Annotated in this window: 13 protein-coding genes; 8 read left to right on the top strand and 5 right to left on the bottom strand. The window is 35.8% G+C overall.

The window, feature by feature from the left end:
* The first annotated feature begins 39 nt into the window (after positions 1-39).
* From H8R22_RS02070 to H8R22_RS02080, 3 genes are read left to right on the top strand one after another with little or no spacing between them, the layout of a single operon-like run.
* Positions 40-2,358 (top strand): M28 family peptidase, encoded by a 2,319-nt coding sequence (locus tag H8R22_RS02070; protein WP_187009605.1) that lies wholly within the window; start codon positions 40-42, stop codon positions 2,356-2,358.
* A 39-nt stretch (positions 2,359-2,397) separates the two neighbouring features.
* The gene (locus H8R22_RS02075; RefSeq protein ID WP_187009179.1) at positions 2,398-3,201 is read left to right on the top strand and encodes an SDR family oxidoreductase; all 804 of its coding nucleotides are present in this window, start codon (positions 2,398-2,400) and stop codon (positions 3,199-3,201) included.
* Between the two features lies 1 nt (position 3,202).
* Positions 3,203-4,147 carry a DMT family transporter gene (locus H8R22_RS02080; RefSeq protein ID WP_187009178.1) on the top strand — a complete coding sequence of 315 codons (945 nt, stop codon included), beginning with the start codon at positions 3,203-3,205 and terminating at the stop codon, positions 4,145-4,147.
* 590 nt (positions 4,148-4,737) lie between these two features.
* On the opposite strand, the gene H8R22_RS02085 is transcribed toward H8R22_RS02080, so the two are convergent.
* Positions 4,738-6,801, bottom strand: coding sequence for a M13 family metallopeptidase (locus H8R22_RS02085; protein WP_187009177.1), 2,064 nt, complete (start codon positions 6,799-6,801; stop codon positions 4,738-4,740).
* A 173-nt stretch (positions 6,802-6,974) separates the two neighbouring features.
* Complete coding sequence (locus H8R22_RS02090; RefSeq protein WP_187009176.1) at positions 6,975-9,038, bottom strand: M13 family metallopeptidase; 2,064 nt, start codon at positions 9,036-9,038, stop codon at positions 6,975-6,977.
* Between the two features lie 134 nt (positions 9,039-9,172).
* Between H8R22_RS02090 and H8R22_RS02095 the strand changes: the two genes are divergently transcribed.
* The 5 genes from H8R22_RS02095 to H8R22_RS02115 all read left to right on the top strand — a co-directional run bounded on the left by H8R22_RS02095 (position 9,173) and on the right by H8R22_RS02115 (position 14,841).
* Positions 9,173-9,838: an SCO family protein gene (locus H8R22_RS02095; RefSeq protein WP_187009175.1), complete on the top strand. Its 666-nt coding sequence runs from the start codon at positions 9,173-9,175 to the stop codon at positions 9,836-9,838.
* A 122-nt stretch (positions 9,839-9,960) separates the two neighbouring features.
* Positions 9,961-10,200, top strand: a complete 240-nt coding sequence (locus H8R22_RS02100) for a FeoA family protein (protein ID WP_187009174.1) — start codon at positions 9,961-9,963, stop codon at positions 10,198-10,200.
* Positions 10,200-12,299 (top strand): ferrous iron transport protein B, encoded by a 2,100-nt coding sequence (gene feoB / locus H8R22_RS02105; RefSeq protein WP_187009173.1) that lies wholly within the window; start codon positions 10,200-10,202, stop codon positions 12,297-12,299. Before H8R22_RS02100 ends, feoB begins: the two co-directional genes overlap by 1 nt.
* A 120-nt stretch (positions 12,300-12,419) precedes the next feature.
* On the top strand, positions 12,420-14,648 hold the full coding sequence (locus H8R22_RS02110; protein WP_187009172.1) for a TonB-dependent receptor family protein: 2,229 nt from the start codon (positions 12,420-12,422) through the stop codon (positions 14,646-14,648).
* Between the two features lie 64 nt (positions 14,649-14,712).
* Complete coding sequence (locus tag H8R22_RS02115) at positions 14,713-14,841, top strand: FeoB-associated Cys-rich membrane protein (protein ID WP_187009171.1); 129 nt, start codon at positions 14,713-14,715, stop codon at positions 14,839-14,841.
* Between the two features lies 1 nt (position 14,842).
* Here the strand turns inward: H8R22_RS02115 and H8R22_RS02120 are convergent, their stop codons facing one another.
* The 3 genes from H8R22_RS02120 to H8R22_RS02130 form a co-directional block, all read right to left on the bottom strand.
* Complete coding sequence (locus H8R22_RS02120; RefSeq protein ID WP_187009170.1) at positions 14,843-15,250, bottom strand: hypothetical protein; 408 nt, start codon at positions 15,248-15,250, stop codon at positions 14,843-14,845.
* Between the two features lie 38 nt (positions 15,251-15,288).
* The gene (locus H8R22_RS02125; RefSeq protein ID WP_187009169.1) at positions 15,289-15,942 is read right to left on the bottom strand and encodes a metal-dependent transcriptional regulator; all 654 of its coding nucleotides are present in this window, start codon (positions 15,940-15,942) and stop codon (positions 15,289-15,291) included.
* Between the two features lie 101 nt (positions 15,943-16,043).
* Positions 16,044-17,915 carry an Nramp family divalent metal transporter gene (locus tag H8R22_RS02130; protein WP_187009168.1) on the bottom strand — a complete coding sequence of 624 codons (1,872 nt, stop codon included), beginning with the start codon at positions 17,913-17,915 and terminating at the stop codon, positions 16,044-16,046.
* Positions 17,916-17,988: the final 73 nt, after the last annotated feature.

Raw genomic sequence — 17,988 nt, forward strand, 5'->3', positions numbered from 1 at the left:
TTATTCTTCCTATTAACCACAGGAACTATTTATTTCACAATGATGCCACAGATGACATCAGAAGAAGAAGGACCATTAGCTGAATTCTCTACAGCAAGAGCTTTCAAGCAAGTAGAAAATATTGCTCGACAGCCCCACTATGTTGGATCTGCAAACCATGACCAAGTAGCCAACTATCTGCAAGCTGAACTACAAAAATTGGGATTAGAAACGAGTACGCAAGAAGGGTATACACTTACTGATTGGGGCAACTTGGTTAAATCTAAAAACATTTTGGCCCGGATAAAAGGGACATCAAATTCTAAAGCCTTACTACTACTGTCGCACTATGACAGCGCACCACACTCGTTCTCCCGTGGGGCAAGCGATGCTGGATCAGGAGTTGCGACGATACTAGAAAGTGTTCGTGCTTTTATTTACGACAAGAAGAAGAATAAAAATGATATAATTATCCTTTTCTCGGATGCAGAAGAATTAGGTTTAAACGGTGCCGCCTTATTTGTAACCCAACACCAATGGGCAAAAGATATTGGATTAGTTCTTAATTTTGAAGCCAGAGGTTCCTCGGGACCAAGCTATATGCTGATGGAAACGAACAATGGAAATCAGGCGTTAGTAAGAGAGTTCGCTGCGGCAAAAGCGACTTTCCCTGTTTCCAACTCGTTGATGTATAGTATTTATAAAATGCTTCCTAACGACACTGATTTAACTGTATTTAGAGAAAAAGGAGCTATTCAAGGTTATAACTTTGCTTTCATTGATAGTCATTACAACTACCACACTGCACAAGATGATCCTGCTCACTTAGCAAAAAACACTTTGGAACATCAAGGAAGCTATTTAATACCACTATTAAGTTATTTCTGTAATGCTGATTTAAATAATACCGAAGCAACAGAAGATGATGTTTATTTCACAGCTCCATTTACTTTCATCAACTACCCTTTTAGTTGGGTTATTCCTATGGTAATTATAGCAAGTTTATTGTTTTTACTTATCGTTTTTATCGGGATTGGAAAACGTATTTTAATCTTACCCGAAATCATGAAAGGCTTTGTTCCTTTTCTAGCATCATTGATCACAACTGGATTAGTAAGTTTTCTAGGTTGGAAACTATTGTTACTAATTTATCCACAATACAATGATTTGCTTAATGGATTTACCTATAATGGTCATGCCTACATCGCTGCCTTTGTACTTTTAGGTATTGCTATTAGTTTTGGTTTTTATCAGCTGTTTTCCATCAAAAAGTTAACTATGAACCATTATGTTGCGCCGTTATTTTCATGGATTATCATCAATGCCGTTATAGCAATAAGCTTACCTGGAGCAGGATTTTTAATCCTTCCCGTTTATTGTGGTTTACTCTCATTGGGTGTTTTTGTAATTACTCAAAAATCATTTAAATTCCTCAACCTTTTATTGAGTATTCCTGCCTTTGTAATCATAGCACCTTTCATACAAATGTTTCCTATTGGTTTGGGATTAAAAATACTTTATGGTAGCGCCATACTAACTGTACTAACTTTTGGATTGTTATTACCCACTTTTGGTAGTTTTGCTAAAAAAGGGAAATGGGGATTAGTATTTCTAATAGTTTCGATTGGATTTTTTGCGCTAGCCCATTATGAGTCGGGTTACGAAAAAGGAAAAGCAAAATCTAATAGCCTTCTCTACATTTATGATGCAGAAACCAAGCTAGCCCATTGGGTTACCTATGACAAAAATCTAGACTCGTGGACCAAAACCTATCTGGGTGAAAATCCAGCAGCACCGCAAACCTTAAATGCAACTCCGCTGTTTAGTAAATACAATTCTAAATTTACTTACGCCACACCTACTATTCCGAAGGAAATTGCTTTACCTACTATTCAGTTTTTGCGTGATAGCATCGCTGGAAACCAGCGCTACTTGACAATAAAAATTAGCCCCAACCGAAAAGTGAATCGCTACGACATTTTTGCAAACGAAAAGATGGACATTGCAAATTTTAAAGCAAATGGCGCCATACCTTTAGAACAAAAGGTAGCTGCTTTAAACCGTCATGGTTTAAAAATCTTAAGTTATTATGTTGTAGCTAATGAACCTTTATTGATGGAGTTTAGTATCGATCGCTCGAATGTTTTTGATATGCAACTGCTAGAAAGTTCCTTTGATTTGATGCAAAATCCGTTATTTTCGATGCAAAAAAGAGAAGATTGGATGATGCCAACTCCGTTTATCTTGAACGATGCCGTGGTTATCAAGCAACGAATTAAACCAACACCACCAATCGTTTTGGAGCAACAAGTTATCCCGACTCTACAACCAAAAAAAGCAAGCAGAATTATTAAAATAGATAGCTTAAAAGTCGAATAATTATACCGAAATTTGCAAGCAAATAATTCGATCATTGCAATGACAAAAATAAGCATTCTCGGCTGCGGTTGGCTAGGTTTTCCTTTGGCGAAAGCCTTACTTAAGGACGGCTTTACAGTAAAAGGTTCTACCACTTCAACAGAAAAACTGGCTGTTTTAGAACATGCTGGAATACAAGCTTTACAAGTTATGCTTGACAGCGAAAGTGTTGCGGGACCAATAGAGGAGTTATTAGCAGAAAGCACTATCCTAATTATTGATATTCCACCTAAACTAAGGGGAGATCAATCAGGAAATTTTGTGGGAAAGATAACAACGATACTTCCTTTTATAGAAAAATCGACTGTAGAAAATGTGATTTTTATTAGCTCCACTTCGGTTTATGGAGACGAAAATGATCAGGTTACAGAGGAAACACCGCTCAATCCCGATTCAGAAGGCGGGCGACAACTCCAAATTGTAGAAGCCCTTTTCCAAAATAATACGCAGTTCAAAACTACCATTTTGCGATTTGGTGGCTTGATTGGCGAAGACCGTAATCCGGTGCGTTTCCTAGCTGGAAAAGAAAACCTAGATAATCCTGATGCTCCAATTAACTTGATTCATCAAGCCGATTGTATTGGTGTAATCAAGCAAATAATTGCCAAAAATGCTTGGAATACTGCCTTTAATGCAGCAACACCTTATCACCCATCAAGAGAAACCTATTATACTCAGAAAGCAATCGATTTTGGCTTAACTCCGCCTACTTTTGATCATAGTAAACCCTCAATCGGTAAAACAATACTTGCTGATAAAATAGAAAAAACGCTCGATTATACCTTTCAAATACAATCCTTATAACGTGAAATCAAAAATAGTAGGCGCATTATCTGCTCCAAAGAACGCCAATGGCTTAGCAATAGTAGCGTTATGTTTCGTTTGTTTTTTTTGGGGAACTACTTGGATCGCCTCTAAGGAAGGAGTAAAACACATGCCAGCACTGCAATTAGCAGGTATCCGCCAATTAATAGGCGGACTATTATATGTAGCTTACTTTCTGATGAAAAAAGAACCTCTACCCAAAGGGAAACAGTGGAAAACGATTATTATTTTAAGCATTTTAAATTTTGCCTTGAGCAATGGTCTAAGTACTTGGGGCGTCAAATATATCAGTAGTGGTTTGGGTGCTATTATCAATGCCATTTTCCCAATTTGGATTGTGATTATCACTTTTTTTAGAGGGGAAAAATTAGCCAAGCTAGCCATAGCAGGGTTAGTAATCGCTTTCTCAGGAGTGTGCGTCATTTTTTATGAGCATTTAAATGATTTATTAATTCCTGATTTCCGATTTGGTATCATATTACTTACTCTTTCTACTATCAGCTGGGCTTTTGGTAGTTTATATACTAAGAAAAAGGCGGCAACCTTCAATCCTTATTTTAGTTTAGGAATTCAAATGTTGTTTTCCAGTATTTTATTATTAACTATTACCGAAACCACTGGAATGGCGGTGCCAATAAATACTGTGCCGGCAGCCTCTTGGTGGTCTATTGCATATTTAGTCATTATAGGTTCAATAATCTCTTTTATTGCTTATATCTACATGTTGCAAAAATTACCACCAGAAATTAATAGTATTTATGCTTATGTCAACCCTATCATAGCGGTTTTATTGGGTGCTATTATTTTTGGCGAATCACTCACAGTAGCCATAGGAATTGGCGGACTAATAACATTGAGTGGTTTGTATATGGTCAATCATTCAATCAAGAAAAACAAGCGTATTCTTGCTGGGAATAAAGTGTAGTTTAAATATCCGCACAAAAATAATCCCTTGCCTTAGAGCGTCATGCTGAGGAACGAAGAATCACTATCTATTAAGTAACTTGTTTAGATTTTTCCTGCGTTAGAAGGACAATTTCGAGGCCAATGTTTTGAAAATATTTGTCATTCTGAGGAACGAAGAATCTTTGTTTATTGAGCAACTTATAGAGGTCCTTCCTGCGTCAGAATGACACAGTTAAGGGTAATGTTATATAGCTAGTTTGTCTTCAAGAAAAACAAAAAGTCTTTGTTTATGGAGCAAATTGTTTGGATTCTTCCTTCGTCAGAATGACAGATTTACGGTTAATGATATGTAGCTACTTGGTCTTCAATTAACTAGAATTTTTTAAGGGACCAACTTATGGAGATTCTTCCTGCGTCAGAATGACAAATTTACGGTTAATGTTATTTAGCTACTTTGTCTTTAAGAAAAACAAATAGTCTTTTCTAATTGAGCAACTTATGGAGATTTTTCCTGCGTCAGAATGACAAATCAAGAAACTAGTATTTCTTAATCATAAAAAAATCCCAAGCTTTCACTTGGGATTTTTTATACTATTAATGTTTAATCTACTACCAAATTTTAACTCTGTTTTCTGGCGCGATGTACATTCCGTCTCCTTTTTTAATATCAAACGCTTGGTAGAACGTATCCACATTTTGCAAAGGCACATACGCACGGTACATTCCTGGAGAGTGTGGATCTGTTTTTACTTGGTTCTTGATTGCTGCATCTCTTGCTTTAGACCTCCAAATGGTTGCCCAAGACATAAAAAAGCGTTGCTCTGGCGTATAACCATCAATTAGACCTGGATTACCGTTTTCTTTCAAATACAGTTGCAATCCGTCATAAGCAGCGTTAATACCACCTAAATCACCTATGTTTTCTCCTAAAGTAAATTTACCATCTACAAATGTTCCTGGTAATGGCTCTAATGCACTGTACTGTGCTGCTAAAGCACCTGTAAGAGCTGAGAATTGTTTTAAATCATCAGCAGTCCACCAGTCTACTAAGTTACCATCTGCATTGTAACGTGAACCAGAATCATCAAAACCATGAGAGATTTCGTGACCAATAACTCCACCAATTCCACCATAATTTACGGCTTCATCTGCTTGGTAGTTGTAAAATGGCGGCTGTAAAATAGCAGCTGGGAACACAATCTCATTATAAGATGGGTTGTAATACGCATTTACGGTTTGTGGAGACATTCCCCATCTTGTTTTATCTACTGGTTTTTTCAAATCAGCTAAATCGTCTTGAAAACGCCATTTGGCCATATTCAAGGTGTTCTCAAAATAAGTACCTCCTTCTTCTGGACTCTTAATCACTAAAGCAGAATAGTCTTTCCATTTGTCAGGATATCCAATTTTAATTTGAGATTTATGTAATTTCTCTACTGCACTCACTTTCGTTTCTGCAGACATCCATGGTAAATTATTGATTCTGTTTTCGAAAGCAATAAAGATGTTCTTGATCATTTTCTCCGCTTTCACTTTTGCTTCAGCTGGGAATTTTTTCTCTACATACAATTTGCCTAAAGCTTCTCCGATACGACCATTGATTACTTGCAAAGCACGCTCATCACTTGGACGTTGTTTGATTGCTCCTGTTAATGTTTTTCCGTAGAAATCAAAGTTAGCATTTTCAATATCTGTTGATAATTGACCTGAAGCTCTGTTCAATAAAGACCAACGCATGTATGCTTTCCAATCATCTACTTTATTCTCTTTTAGCATAGTTTCTAAATACGTCATGTATTTAGGCTGCGATACGATCAAAGAATCTACATTAGTGAAACCTACTTTTGTAAAGTAATTTTTCCAGTCAACCGAAGGTGTTAATTTTTGCAAATCAGCCACTGTCATCGGGTTGTATGATTTTCTTCTGTCTCTTCTTTCTACACGGTCAAATCTTGGTTTTGACATTTCGATTTCAAGCGCTAAAATCTTTTCGGCATGCATTTTAGCTTCAGCTGGTTTTTCACCAATAAAACCTAACATTTTTGCTACGTGTGCTACGTACTTCTCTCTTTTTTCCTTAGAATCGGCATCATCAGAAACATAGTAGTCTCTATCCGGCAAACCTACTCCACCTGGACCTACGCTCAACACGTTTCTATTACTGTTCTTAGCATCTGGACCTACATTCGCTCCAAAAAAACCAATTCCGCCTAAAGGCTCCATCTCGATTAACAAGGCCTGTAAGTCTTTCGAAGTTTTTACAGCATCAATTTTTTTCAAGTACGGCTTGATAGGTGCAATTCCTAATTTATTACGACCCACAGTGTCTAAAATAGACTTGTACATATTGATCGCTTTCCCTTGATCCGTATTCGACTTGTACTTAGGATTGTTTACTGCCTCTTTTAAGATAGCCAAAGCATCTGCATCTGTTCTTTGTCTTAATTCATCAAAACTTCCCCAACGGGTTCTGTCTCCAGGAATTTCAGTTGTGTTTAACCATGTTCCGTTTACATAGCGAAAAAAGTCATCGCTAGGTTTTACCGACTTATCCAAATATTGGATATTAATACCTGGCTCTTTGGCCGGTTTAGCGTCTTGCGCCTGAGTTGCTGTCACTGCAAAAAGTGCAGGAAGCACAAAAAGAAGTGGTTTCTTTAAATTCATATTCATTTTTATTTCGGGTTAGTTATTGTTCGAATCTACTTTTGCTCTTACTGTACTTTTTCTAAAAAATAGCAGTGAAAGTAGCAGGTCTAGATTAGTAATTTAATTTTACAATCTGTTACATAATTTAACAACAAAATAGCCCAAGAATTACTTCTTGAACTATTTGTACTACTCTTTTACCAGATTTTTACTCTTTTAGAAGGTTCGATGTACATTCCGTCACCTTTTTTAATCGCAAAGGCATCGTAAAACGCATCTACATTCTGAATTGGCACATAAGCTCTGTACATTCCTGGTGAATGCGGATCGGTTTTTACTTGATTTTTGATAGCTTCATCACGAGATTTAGTTCTCCAAACAGTTGTCCAAGAAATGAAAAAACGTTGCTCAGGGGTAAAACCATCAATTAATGCTGGTCTTGGATTATTTTTTAAATACAATTGTAATCCTTCGTAAGCTGCATTCACCCCACCTAAATCTCCTATGTTTTCACCAAGTGTAAATTTACCGTCGACATGTACTCCAGGCAATGGCTCTAACGCACTGTACTGGTCAGCAAGTGCTGTACCTAAAGTCGAAAATTTTGATAAATCATCAGCTGTCCACCAATCAATTAAATTTCCATCGGCATTGTATCGTGCACCAGAATCATCAAAACCATGTGATATTTCGTGACCTATTACAGCTCCAATTCCACCATAATTCACTGCTTCGTCGGCTTGATAATTGTAAAAAGGCGGTTGCAAGATCGCTGCTGGAAAAACAATCTCGTTGTAAGACGGGTTGTAATACGCATTTACGGTTTGTGGAGACATATACCATTCGGTTTTATCTACTGGTTTCTCTAGCTTATTTATGTCTTTTTGAAAACTCCATCTTGATAGATTTTTTACATTTTCAAAGTAGCTTCCGCCTTCGGCTACACTTTTAATTTCTAGCTTAGAATAATCTTTCCATTGGTCAGGATAGCCAATCTTTATGGTAATTTTATTTAACTTCTCGATGGCTTTCGTTTTTGTCTCTGCCGACATCCAAGTTAAATTTGAAATACGATTTTGGTAAGCCAAAATAATATTATGAATCATCTTCTCTGCTTTTGCTTTTGCTTCAGCAGGGAATTTTTTCTCTACATATAATCTCCCCAAAGCTTCACCGATAGCACCATTGATCGTTTGCAAAGCTCTATCTTCTCTTGGTCTTTGCTTGATTGCACCAGTCAACGTTTTACCATAAAAATCAAAACTTGCCGCCTCGATAGGGGTAGAAAGTAAACTAGTTGCGCTATTTAACAAGTTCCATTTTAGATATTCTTTCCATGCATCGACATCATTTTTGCCAAATATCGTTTGCAAAGCTATCATGTATTTCGGTTGCGAAACAATTACTTCATTTACTTTCGTATAGCCTAAGCCGTCGAAATATGCTCTCCAATTTATTGCTGGTGTGATTTTTTGTAACTCGGCTATTGTCATTGGATTGTATTGCAGCCTTCCATCGCGTTGGTCTACTCTATTCAATCTCGGTTTTGACATCTCGATTTCTAAAGCTACAATTTTACTTGCACTTAGTTTAGCTTGCGCTGGAGCTTCTCCAATAAATTGCAGCATTCTAGCGATATGTTTTTCGTATTGATTTCTTTTTTCTTTAGTATCTTTCTCTTCAGAAATATAGTAATCTTGATCTGGCAATCCTAAACGACCTACTCCCAGGTTTAATGAGTTTTTGGCACTATTTTTATCATCAGCTCCTACACCTACGCCTATAAAACCGACTCCGCCAATTGGCTCCATCTCAATTAATAACTGTTGTAAGTCTTTAACTGATTTTACTTTATCAATTTTAGCCAAGTAAGGAAGCAAAGGTTTGATTCCCATTTTATCCCTAGCGACAGTGTCTAAAATAGTTTTGTACAAGTTAACAGCCTTACCTTGATCAGTGTTTGATTTATAAATAGGGTTTCTAGCCGCTTCTTTTAAAATATCTAAAGCATCCTTGTCGGTTTTCTTAAGTAATTCATTAAAACTCCCCCATGAGGTGCGGTCTGTTGGAATTTGCGTTTGGTCTAACCAAGTTCCGTTTACAAATCTAAAAAAGTCGTCTTGCGGTTTTGTTTTGGTATCAAAAAAAGTAACATTTATTCCAGGTTCTTTTACTTCCGTTGTAGTTTGCGCCTGCATTGCTGTCAAACCCATTATTGCAGGAACTGCAAATAAAATGCGTTTGTTTAGGTTTAATTTCATTATTCTGAGATTTTTGTTAGCTACACAAATTTATCGATAAATTTAATACCATTCACATTTCTAGTTTCCAATAGATTGTTAAAGTTTTTAAGTCTAAATCTTCTTTTTTGTATTTTTGCAAAAATATTTTTCTTATGAAAGCTGTACTATACAAATACCGTGTTTTTATTGGTATTTTTTTACTCTTCTCGAGCATCACTTTGTATCTTTTTTACAACGCACTCAAGCCTACGAAATCACTCCCTATATATAACCCATCTGACGTAAATCCAGAATTAGTGGATAGTACGGTTCAATACATTAGCAAGTACCACACTATTGCTGATTTTTCATTTACCAATCAAAACGGGAAAACGATTACTCAAAAAGATTATGAAGGAAAAATTTATGTAGCCGATTTCTTTTTTACCACTTGTACCTCCATTTGCCCTAAAATGACTAGTAATTTAGTTGAAGTACAAAAAGCAATAAGCAACAACCCTGACGTCATGTTACTTTCTCACACTGTTTTCCCAGAAGTTGATAACGTAGCTGCGCTAAAAGCCTATGCTCTAGAAAAGGGAGTAGATGACAAAAAATGGAACCTGGTTACGGGTGACAAAAAAGAGATTTATGCCATGGCTCGAAAATCGTACCTAGCTGTAAAAATGGGTAAACCCGAAGAATTATATGATATGGTTCACACCGAAAATTTTGTTTTAGTTGATGCTAAAAAAAGAGTGCGCGGTTTTTATGATGGAACAAAGAAAGAAGACATTGCCCGCCTTATCGAGGATATCAATTTTTTGACTAACGAATAATTGATTACAGTTTAAAAAATTGGCGTTCAACTTTCTCTAAAAAACTCATAAAATTGACAATTATCATTCTATTTACTATTTAAATCTGTATTTTTGCAATCTTAATTCAATCTAAATAAGACTTGCGAACCACTATAAATTCACTTAAAAAAGGCGAAAAAGCGATTATCAAAGACTTTGATATCGATATTGTTCCGTTGAAATTGTTGGAAATGGGATGCTTGCCAGGAAACACGGTTGAACTACTGCAAATCGCTCCTTTTGGAGATCCTTTGTATTTAAATGTTAATGGTTCTCACCTCGCAATTCGTGTGGAAACAGCGAAAGAAATTGAAGTGGAATTAATTAAAATTACACTTTAATGATTAATCAAAACATCAACGTCGCTTTAATTGGCAATCCTAATACCGGGAAAACTTCGGTATTCAACCAGTTAACAGGTTTAAACCAGCAGGTTGGGAATTACCCTGGAATCACTGTAGAAAAGAAAATAGGATTTTGTAAACTTCCTAATAATGTGAAAGCTAATATTCTTGATCTTCCTGGAACGTATAGTTTAAACGCGAGCTCGATTGATGAAAATGTAGTTATCGAATTATTACTGAACAAAAACGATAAATTATACCCTGATGTAGCATTAGTTGTAACTGATGTGGAGAACTTGAAAAGAAATTTACTGCTTTTTACACAAATAAAAGATTTAGAAATTCCGACCATTTTAGTCATTAATATGGCCGACAGAATGGAGCACAAAGGAATCTCATTAGATATACCCTACTTAGAAGAACACTTAAAAACAAAAATCGCTTTAATTAGTTCAAGAAAAGGTTTTGGAATCGAAGAGTTGAAAAAACTAATTGTTACCTACAAAACTATTTCGGCTGAACCATGCTTAAATGCATCGAGCATTGATCCAGATTATTTTAATAGTTTGCGAAAAGCATTTCCTAACCAATTGCTTTATAAGTTATGGTTAGTAATAACGCAAGATGTTAATTTTTTGAATCTAGAACGAAATGAAATCTACGGTTCTTTTACAAAATCACATTCTGATTTAAAGCGCTTACAGCAAAAAGAAACCATCAAGCGTTACCAATTTATTAATGACGTTTTAAAAGTAGGATTAAAGGTTGACTCTACTATTGCGAAAGATTTTAGAAGTAAGTTAGATCGTGTATTAACACACAAATTTTGGGGTTACGTTATCTTCTTTGCTATTCTATTTATTATTTTTCAATCGATTTTTAACTGGTCTGAGGTACCTATGGATTTTATCGATAGTAGTTTTGCCTCTTTAAGTTCATTTGCTAGCGAAAATCTTCCTGCTGGGGTTTTAACAGATTTAATATCTCAAGGAATTATTCCTGGAATTGGCGGAATATTAATCTTTATACCTCAAATTGCCTTCTTGTTTCTATTCATTTCTATTTTAGAAGAAAGTGGTTATATGAGTCGTGTGGTTTTCCTAATGGATAAAATCATGCGCAAATTTGGACTATCAGGAAAAAGCGTGGTGCCTTTAATTTCAGGAACGGCTTGTGCTATCCCAGCTATCATGGCAACCCGAAATATAGAAAACTGGAAAGAACGCATTATCACGATTTTAGTAACACCTTTTACCACTTGCTCTGCGCGGTTACCCGTTTATGCGATTATCATTGCGCTTGTTATCCCTGATACTCGAGTGCTGGGAATACTTAATTTACAAGGTCTTACCTTAATGTTATTGTACTTATTAGGATTTGGAATGGCTATATTTTCAGCTTATGTTTTAAACAAAATTTTGAAAATAAAAGGCAAAACATTTTTTGTGGTTGAAATGCCTAACTACAAATTACCGATGTTCAAGAACGTAGCAATTAATGTAATCGAAAAAACAAAAGCCTTCGTGGCTGGCGCAGGAAAAGTAATCCTAGCCATATCTATCGTTTTATGGTTTTTAGCTTCGTATGGTCCAGGAAAGAAATTTAAAAATGCTGACACTATTGTGCGTACAGAAGTAGTTGACACCAATATAACAGAGGCCGAACTAGACTTTAAAATAGCATCGTTTAAGCTAGAGAATTCTTATATCGGGATTATGGGTAAAGCAATCGAACCTGCCATTTCACCACTTGGCTACGATTGGAAAATAGGTATTGCAATTATCAGCTCATTTGCTGCAAGAGAAGTTTTCGTAGGAACACTTGCGACAATTTATAGTGTAGGCGGAAGCGATAACGATAACACCATCAAAAACAAAATGGCTGCCGAAATCAATCCACAAACAGGCGAAAAAGTATTTAATTTTGCCTCAGGAATTTCCTTGCTTCTATTTTATGCATTCGCATTACAATGTGCAAGCACACTCGCCATTACGCGTAAAGAAACGAACACCTGGAAATGGCCCATAGGACAACTAATATTCATGAGTGGCTTTGCTTACATAGTGGCCTTACTTGCCTACCAAATTCTGAAATAATATCCTTTTTGCAATACAATAAACAGTAAACAAGCGTTAAATTCTATAATTTACTATTTTTAATTTGTCTAAATAAGATTTGTGTTTTACTTTTGCAGCGTAGAATCAATCTAAATAAAAATGAAAAATAGTTTTATTGCAGTAACAATTTTAATTACAGCAGCAGTATCAGCACAAAATAAACCACTTACTCAAACAGAGAAAGACAGCCTTAATAATCTTAATGAAATCGTAATTACTACTGACGCCATTGTGGGTAGTAAATTCAAGGCTAAAAACAAAGCAGGCTCTACTTATTTCATTTCTCCAAAAGAATTAAAAGCATTCAACTATGATGACGTTTCTAGAATACTAAGAACCGTTCCAGGTATTACTATTCAAGAAGAAGACGGTTTTGGACTACGACCAAATATTGGAATGCGAGGAACAAGCCCTAACAGAAGTGAAAAAATCACTTTAATGGAAGATGGAGTACTTATCGCTCCAGCTCCTTATTCAGCACCTGCAGCATATTACTTTCCTACAGTAAATCGCATGCAATCATTTGAAATTTTAAAAGGTGGAAGTCAAATACAATATGGTCCTTATACTACAGGAGGAGCTATTAATATGGTATCTACACAAATTCCCAATACATTTTCAGGACGAGTTATTGCAAGCATTGGTAGCTTTAACACTAAAAAAACCTACGTAAATCTTGGAGATGATCATGAAAACTTTGGTTATGTTTTAGAATACAACAATCGAAATTCAGATGGGTTTAAAAAAATAGACAATAGTTCTAAAAATACGGGTTTTGAAGGGAACGATTATGTAGCTAAGTTCAGAGTAAACACAAATGCTGATGCCAAAGTATTTCAATCGCTTATGGCTAAAGTACAATATAGCGAGGATTTAGCTAACGAAACTTATCTTGGTTTAACTGATGCAGATTATGCCAACAATGCGTACAGAAGATACGTGGGTTCAAATGAGGACTACATTGAAAGTGAGCACAAACAAATCATGTTAACGCATTTAATTAAGCCGAGTACTAATTTTAGCATTACCACCAAAGCATACAAAAACGATTTTAGTAGAAACTGGTACAAACTTGACGCTTTAAAATTAGGCGCATCTAAAGTGAGTATAAATAACATCCTTACTAATCCTAGCACATTTAATGCAGAGTACCGTGCTGTAACAGGCCAAGATGACACAGCAGATAATGCTTTATTAGTAAAAGCAAATAATCGTGTATACGAAGCCAAAGGAATACAATCAGTGGCTAATTATCGCTTTGAAACAGGTAATCTAAAACATGACATTGATTTTGGTATTCGCTACCATGAAGATTTTGAAGATCGTTTCCAATGGGTTGACGGCTATAAAATACAAAATGGTGTAATGAACAGAACTAGCAATGGAACTCCGGGCACAGACGCTAATGCTATTGTAAAAGCTCAGGCAGTGGCAGCACATATTTTGTACAACTTACAACTAAACAATTTTACTTTCTCACCAGGGCTTCGTTATGAAGATATAAAGGTATCTTCTTTAAACTACGGTACAAGCGACCTTAATAGATCTGGTGTTAACTTAGTCCAAGCAGTTAATAAAACAAATGTATGGATTCCTGGTATGGGAATATTATATAAGATAAACGACGACTACAACCTATTTACAAGCGTGCATAAAGGATTTTCGCCTCCAGGTGCAAAAGTAGGCGAAGACGCAGAGAATAGTTTGAACACAGAATTAGGTTTCCGTTTTCGTAAAAATGCACTACAAGGAGAAATTATTGGATATTACAATGACTTCTCAAACTTACAAGGTTCGGATTCTATGTCAGGTGGAGGAGCAGGTACGGGAGACTTATTCAATGCCGGAGCAGCTATTGTAAAAGGTATTGAATTACTAGCTACTTATGATGTAATCGACAATAGAGAGAAAGGATTTAAACTACCAGTAACTTTATCTTATACATTAACTGATACCGAATTGAAAAACAACTTCAATAGTAGTATTTGGGGAACGGTAACTAGCGGTGATGAAATACCTTATATCGCAAAAAATCAGTTTGCCATTACTACTGCCTTCGAAACAGAAAAGTTTAGCATGGCGTTAAGCGGAAAATATGTAGATGCATTTAGAACATTAGCTGGAACCGGCACAATCGCTGCAAGCAATAAAGTAAACTCTAATTTTATTGTAGATTTCTCAGCAAGATACCACTTGAACCAACACATTAGCTTAATGGGAAATATTGTTAACCTATTAGATAAGGAATATGCTGTATCTAGAGTTCCAGCGGGTTTAAGACCAGGACAACCTTTTGGGATTAACTTTGGAATAATGGCTCAACTATAAAAATTGTAATTAGATTAACTATAAAAAGCAACCACTAACGGTTGCTTTTTCTTATTTTTACATTATGGACATTCAAGAAATTATTGCCTTCGTAATTCTCGCATTAGCAGTAGCATATCTCCTTAGAAAATACTTTTTTAAGAAGAAAAAATCAGCTGGTAATTGCGGCACAGATGACTGTGGCTGCCATTAATTTATTTCAAATATTCTATTTTTAAATAATAATCAGTTGGCTTGATGATCACGTCCTTTTTAGGATATGGAACTAGGCTTACATTTTGAATATTTTTATATTTCTCTTTCACATATTTAGCAAACCACTCTTTGTTCTCAGCAATCGTCTTTGATGAAAGAGTAATCACAACATCCTCCATTAATTTTCTATTTTTGTACAAGGAAATTATAACTTGCGCCTCTCCCATCCACACGCATGTAAGACCCTGGGGACAGCGAGAATCAGTAGTTACTTCTTTTAAAACCAACGTAATTCCCGATCGCTTTAAACACTCTTTTTGAGTAATCTTAAAAGATCGCAACGCTCTGTTTTGTGAAAAAACGGTAATACTAAAAAGCAAAGCCATTACAACTGTAACTGTTTTCATCTTTCTGTTCTTAAAGGTTAGTATTGAAATGAAGATATTTATGCTAATTTAACAAATAAATTACTTGCAATTTTATTGGAGATCGTCAATTCAAGATCGTTAACCCTAATCTTTAATGACAAATCAAAGCTTTCTTTACTAACAACACTAATGGCTGAACCAAGCGAAATGCCTTGTTTGTCTAAATACTTTAAAAAATCCGAAGAGGTGTCCTTGACGCCTACACATATACCTTGTTGCTTAATTGCTAATTCAGAAAGCAGTTGCTTGTCGATTTTAAATATTTCACCCTTCGCATTTGGTATTGGGTCTCCATGCGGATCTTCGGTTGGGTTTCCTAAAAAATCATCTAGTTTATTAATTAATTTCTCTGATTTAATATGTTCTAGCTGCTCTGCAATATCGTGCACCTCATCCCATGAAAAATCTAATTTTTCGACTAAAAAAACTTCCCATAGTCGGTGTTTTCTAACTATCATTTTAGCCGCAAGCTTTCCTTGGTCCGTTAATGAAACACCTTGGTACTTGATATAATTAACTAAATCCTTTTCAGCCAATTTTCTAAGCATGTCTGTGACTGATGAGGCTTTGGTTTCCATCATTTCGGCGATGGCATTAGTGCTTACATCTGCGTTAGATACTACAGTGAGATGGTAAATGGCTTTTAAATAATTTTCTTCTGAAAGTGTCATTTTCTTATTTTTTTTAGCCCCGATAGTAGCGGCATCCTTTTTATCCTAATTTTTATTAGGATAAAAAGATATAGCAAATAGCGGGAAATAGCTCCTAATTATTATTCTTTAACGATTAATAATGGAATGGAAATTTTGTGTCTTAATTTATCTACTGTAGTACCAAAAATCAAATCTTTGAAACCAGTATGCCCATGTGTACCCATCACTAGGATATCAAAATTTCCTTCGTTAACGAGTTTAGGTATTACTTTATCCGGTGTGCCAAAACCAAGTTGAATGGCGACATGGAAGCCTTTCTCGGTTAGCATTACTTGGTATTCCTTTAATAATTTTTCATCAACCAAGGTTTCGTGATCGTCCACATTCTCCCCATACAGCATCGCTCCTACTGTTTCTACTATGTGGATTAAAGTGTATTTTGCATCAGTCCCTCCAAGTTCAAAAGCACTGTTTAACGCGACCTCATCGGCATTAGAGAAATCGACAGAAACGGCTATGTTTTTCTTAGAATAACTTTCGGCTTGTGAAAAGCGAAGCTTTAAATTATGAGGTGAATGATTGTGAAATGCGTCTCTAGATTTGGTTATAAATGGCTTTACCACGATATAAACTAGCAATATCAAAAAACTAAATGCAAGTGGCACTACAGTCAACCACAGTACTGTAGGGTTGGCTGAATTTTCTAACCAACCTTGAATTTCGTCATAAACTAGTTTTCCATTAAGAATTACAATAACTAAAGCCACAATCCACGAAGCTGTTTGGGTGATTTTACCAATATGAAAACCATTCATTTTAGTCTTGTCACTCACAAAGTGAATCAGTGGAATAATGGCAAACCCCAATTGCAAACTCAAAATTACTTGACTAAATATGAGCAGCTTTCCAGTCACACCTTCACCAAAAATAGTAATCACAATAACCGCTGGTACAATAGCAATTAATCTCGTAATGATGCGACGTACCCATGGCTGAATTCTAAGATTTAAATAGCCTTCCATGATGATTTGTCCTGCTAACGTTCCCGTTATTGTGGAACTTTGCCCAGCAGCAATTAAGGCAACGGCGAATAGTATAGGTGCCCATTTAGTACCTAGCAATGGTTGTAAAAACTTATGGGCATCTTGTATCTCAGCGACCTCGTGCATTCCCACTTTATAAAATGTGGCTGCGGCCAAAATAAGAATCGCGGCATTCACAAAAAAAGCAAGGTTTAAAGCAATTGTAGAGTCGATGAAGTTGTATTTCAAGGCTTGTTTAATTCCTTCTTTGGATCTATCGAATTTTCTGGTTTGTACCAAGGAAGAGTGTAGGTATAAATTGTGTGGCATCACAGTAGCTCCAATGATACCAATGGCTATATAAAGTGCTGATTCACTTGGCATAGTTGGAATCAGTCCTTGCATTACATCCTCTAGCACTGGCTGGGCAAATATCATTTCGAAAATAAAGGAAACACCAATCACCAAGACCAAAGCAATAATGAATGCTTCCATTTTACGGATTCCTTTGTTAATCAAAAACAGCAACAAAAATGTATCCAAAACGGTTATTATAACACCGTCTATTAATGATATACCAAAAAGCAAATTAAGTCCTATTGCCATACCTAATACTTCTGCTAAGTCACAAGCGGCGATAGCAATCTCGGCCAGAAAATATAAAATGTAATTGATAAATGGTGAATACGTCTCTCGTGATGCTTGTGCAAGATCACGTTGCGTTACAATACCCAATCGCGCGCTTAAACTTTGTAAAAGCAACGCCATTAGATTACTCATCAATAATACCCATAAAAGGGAATATCCAAATTGACTACCTCCTGCTAAATCAGTAGCCCAATTTCCTGGATCCATATAACCCACACTAATTAAATAGGCTGGTCCAAAAAAGGCTAATATTTTTTTAAATATCGATTTTTTATTCTCTGTCGAAACCGACTCATGCACTTCTTCTAGTGATTTTCCCATTACGATAAGCTAACTATTTGAGCCAAATATAATTATATTTTTTTGTTATCTAAAATATAATTTTTAGGTTTGT

The organism is Flavobacterium kayseriense (assembly GCF_014305095.1).
Classification (GTDB): domain Bacteria; phylum Bacteroidota; class Bacteroidia; order Flavobacteriales; family Flavobacteriaceae; genus Flavobacterium; species Flavobacterium kayseriense.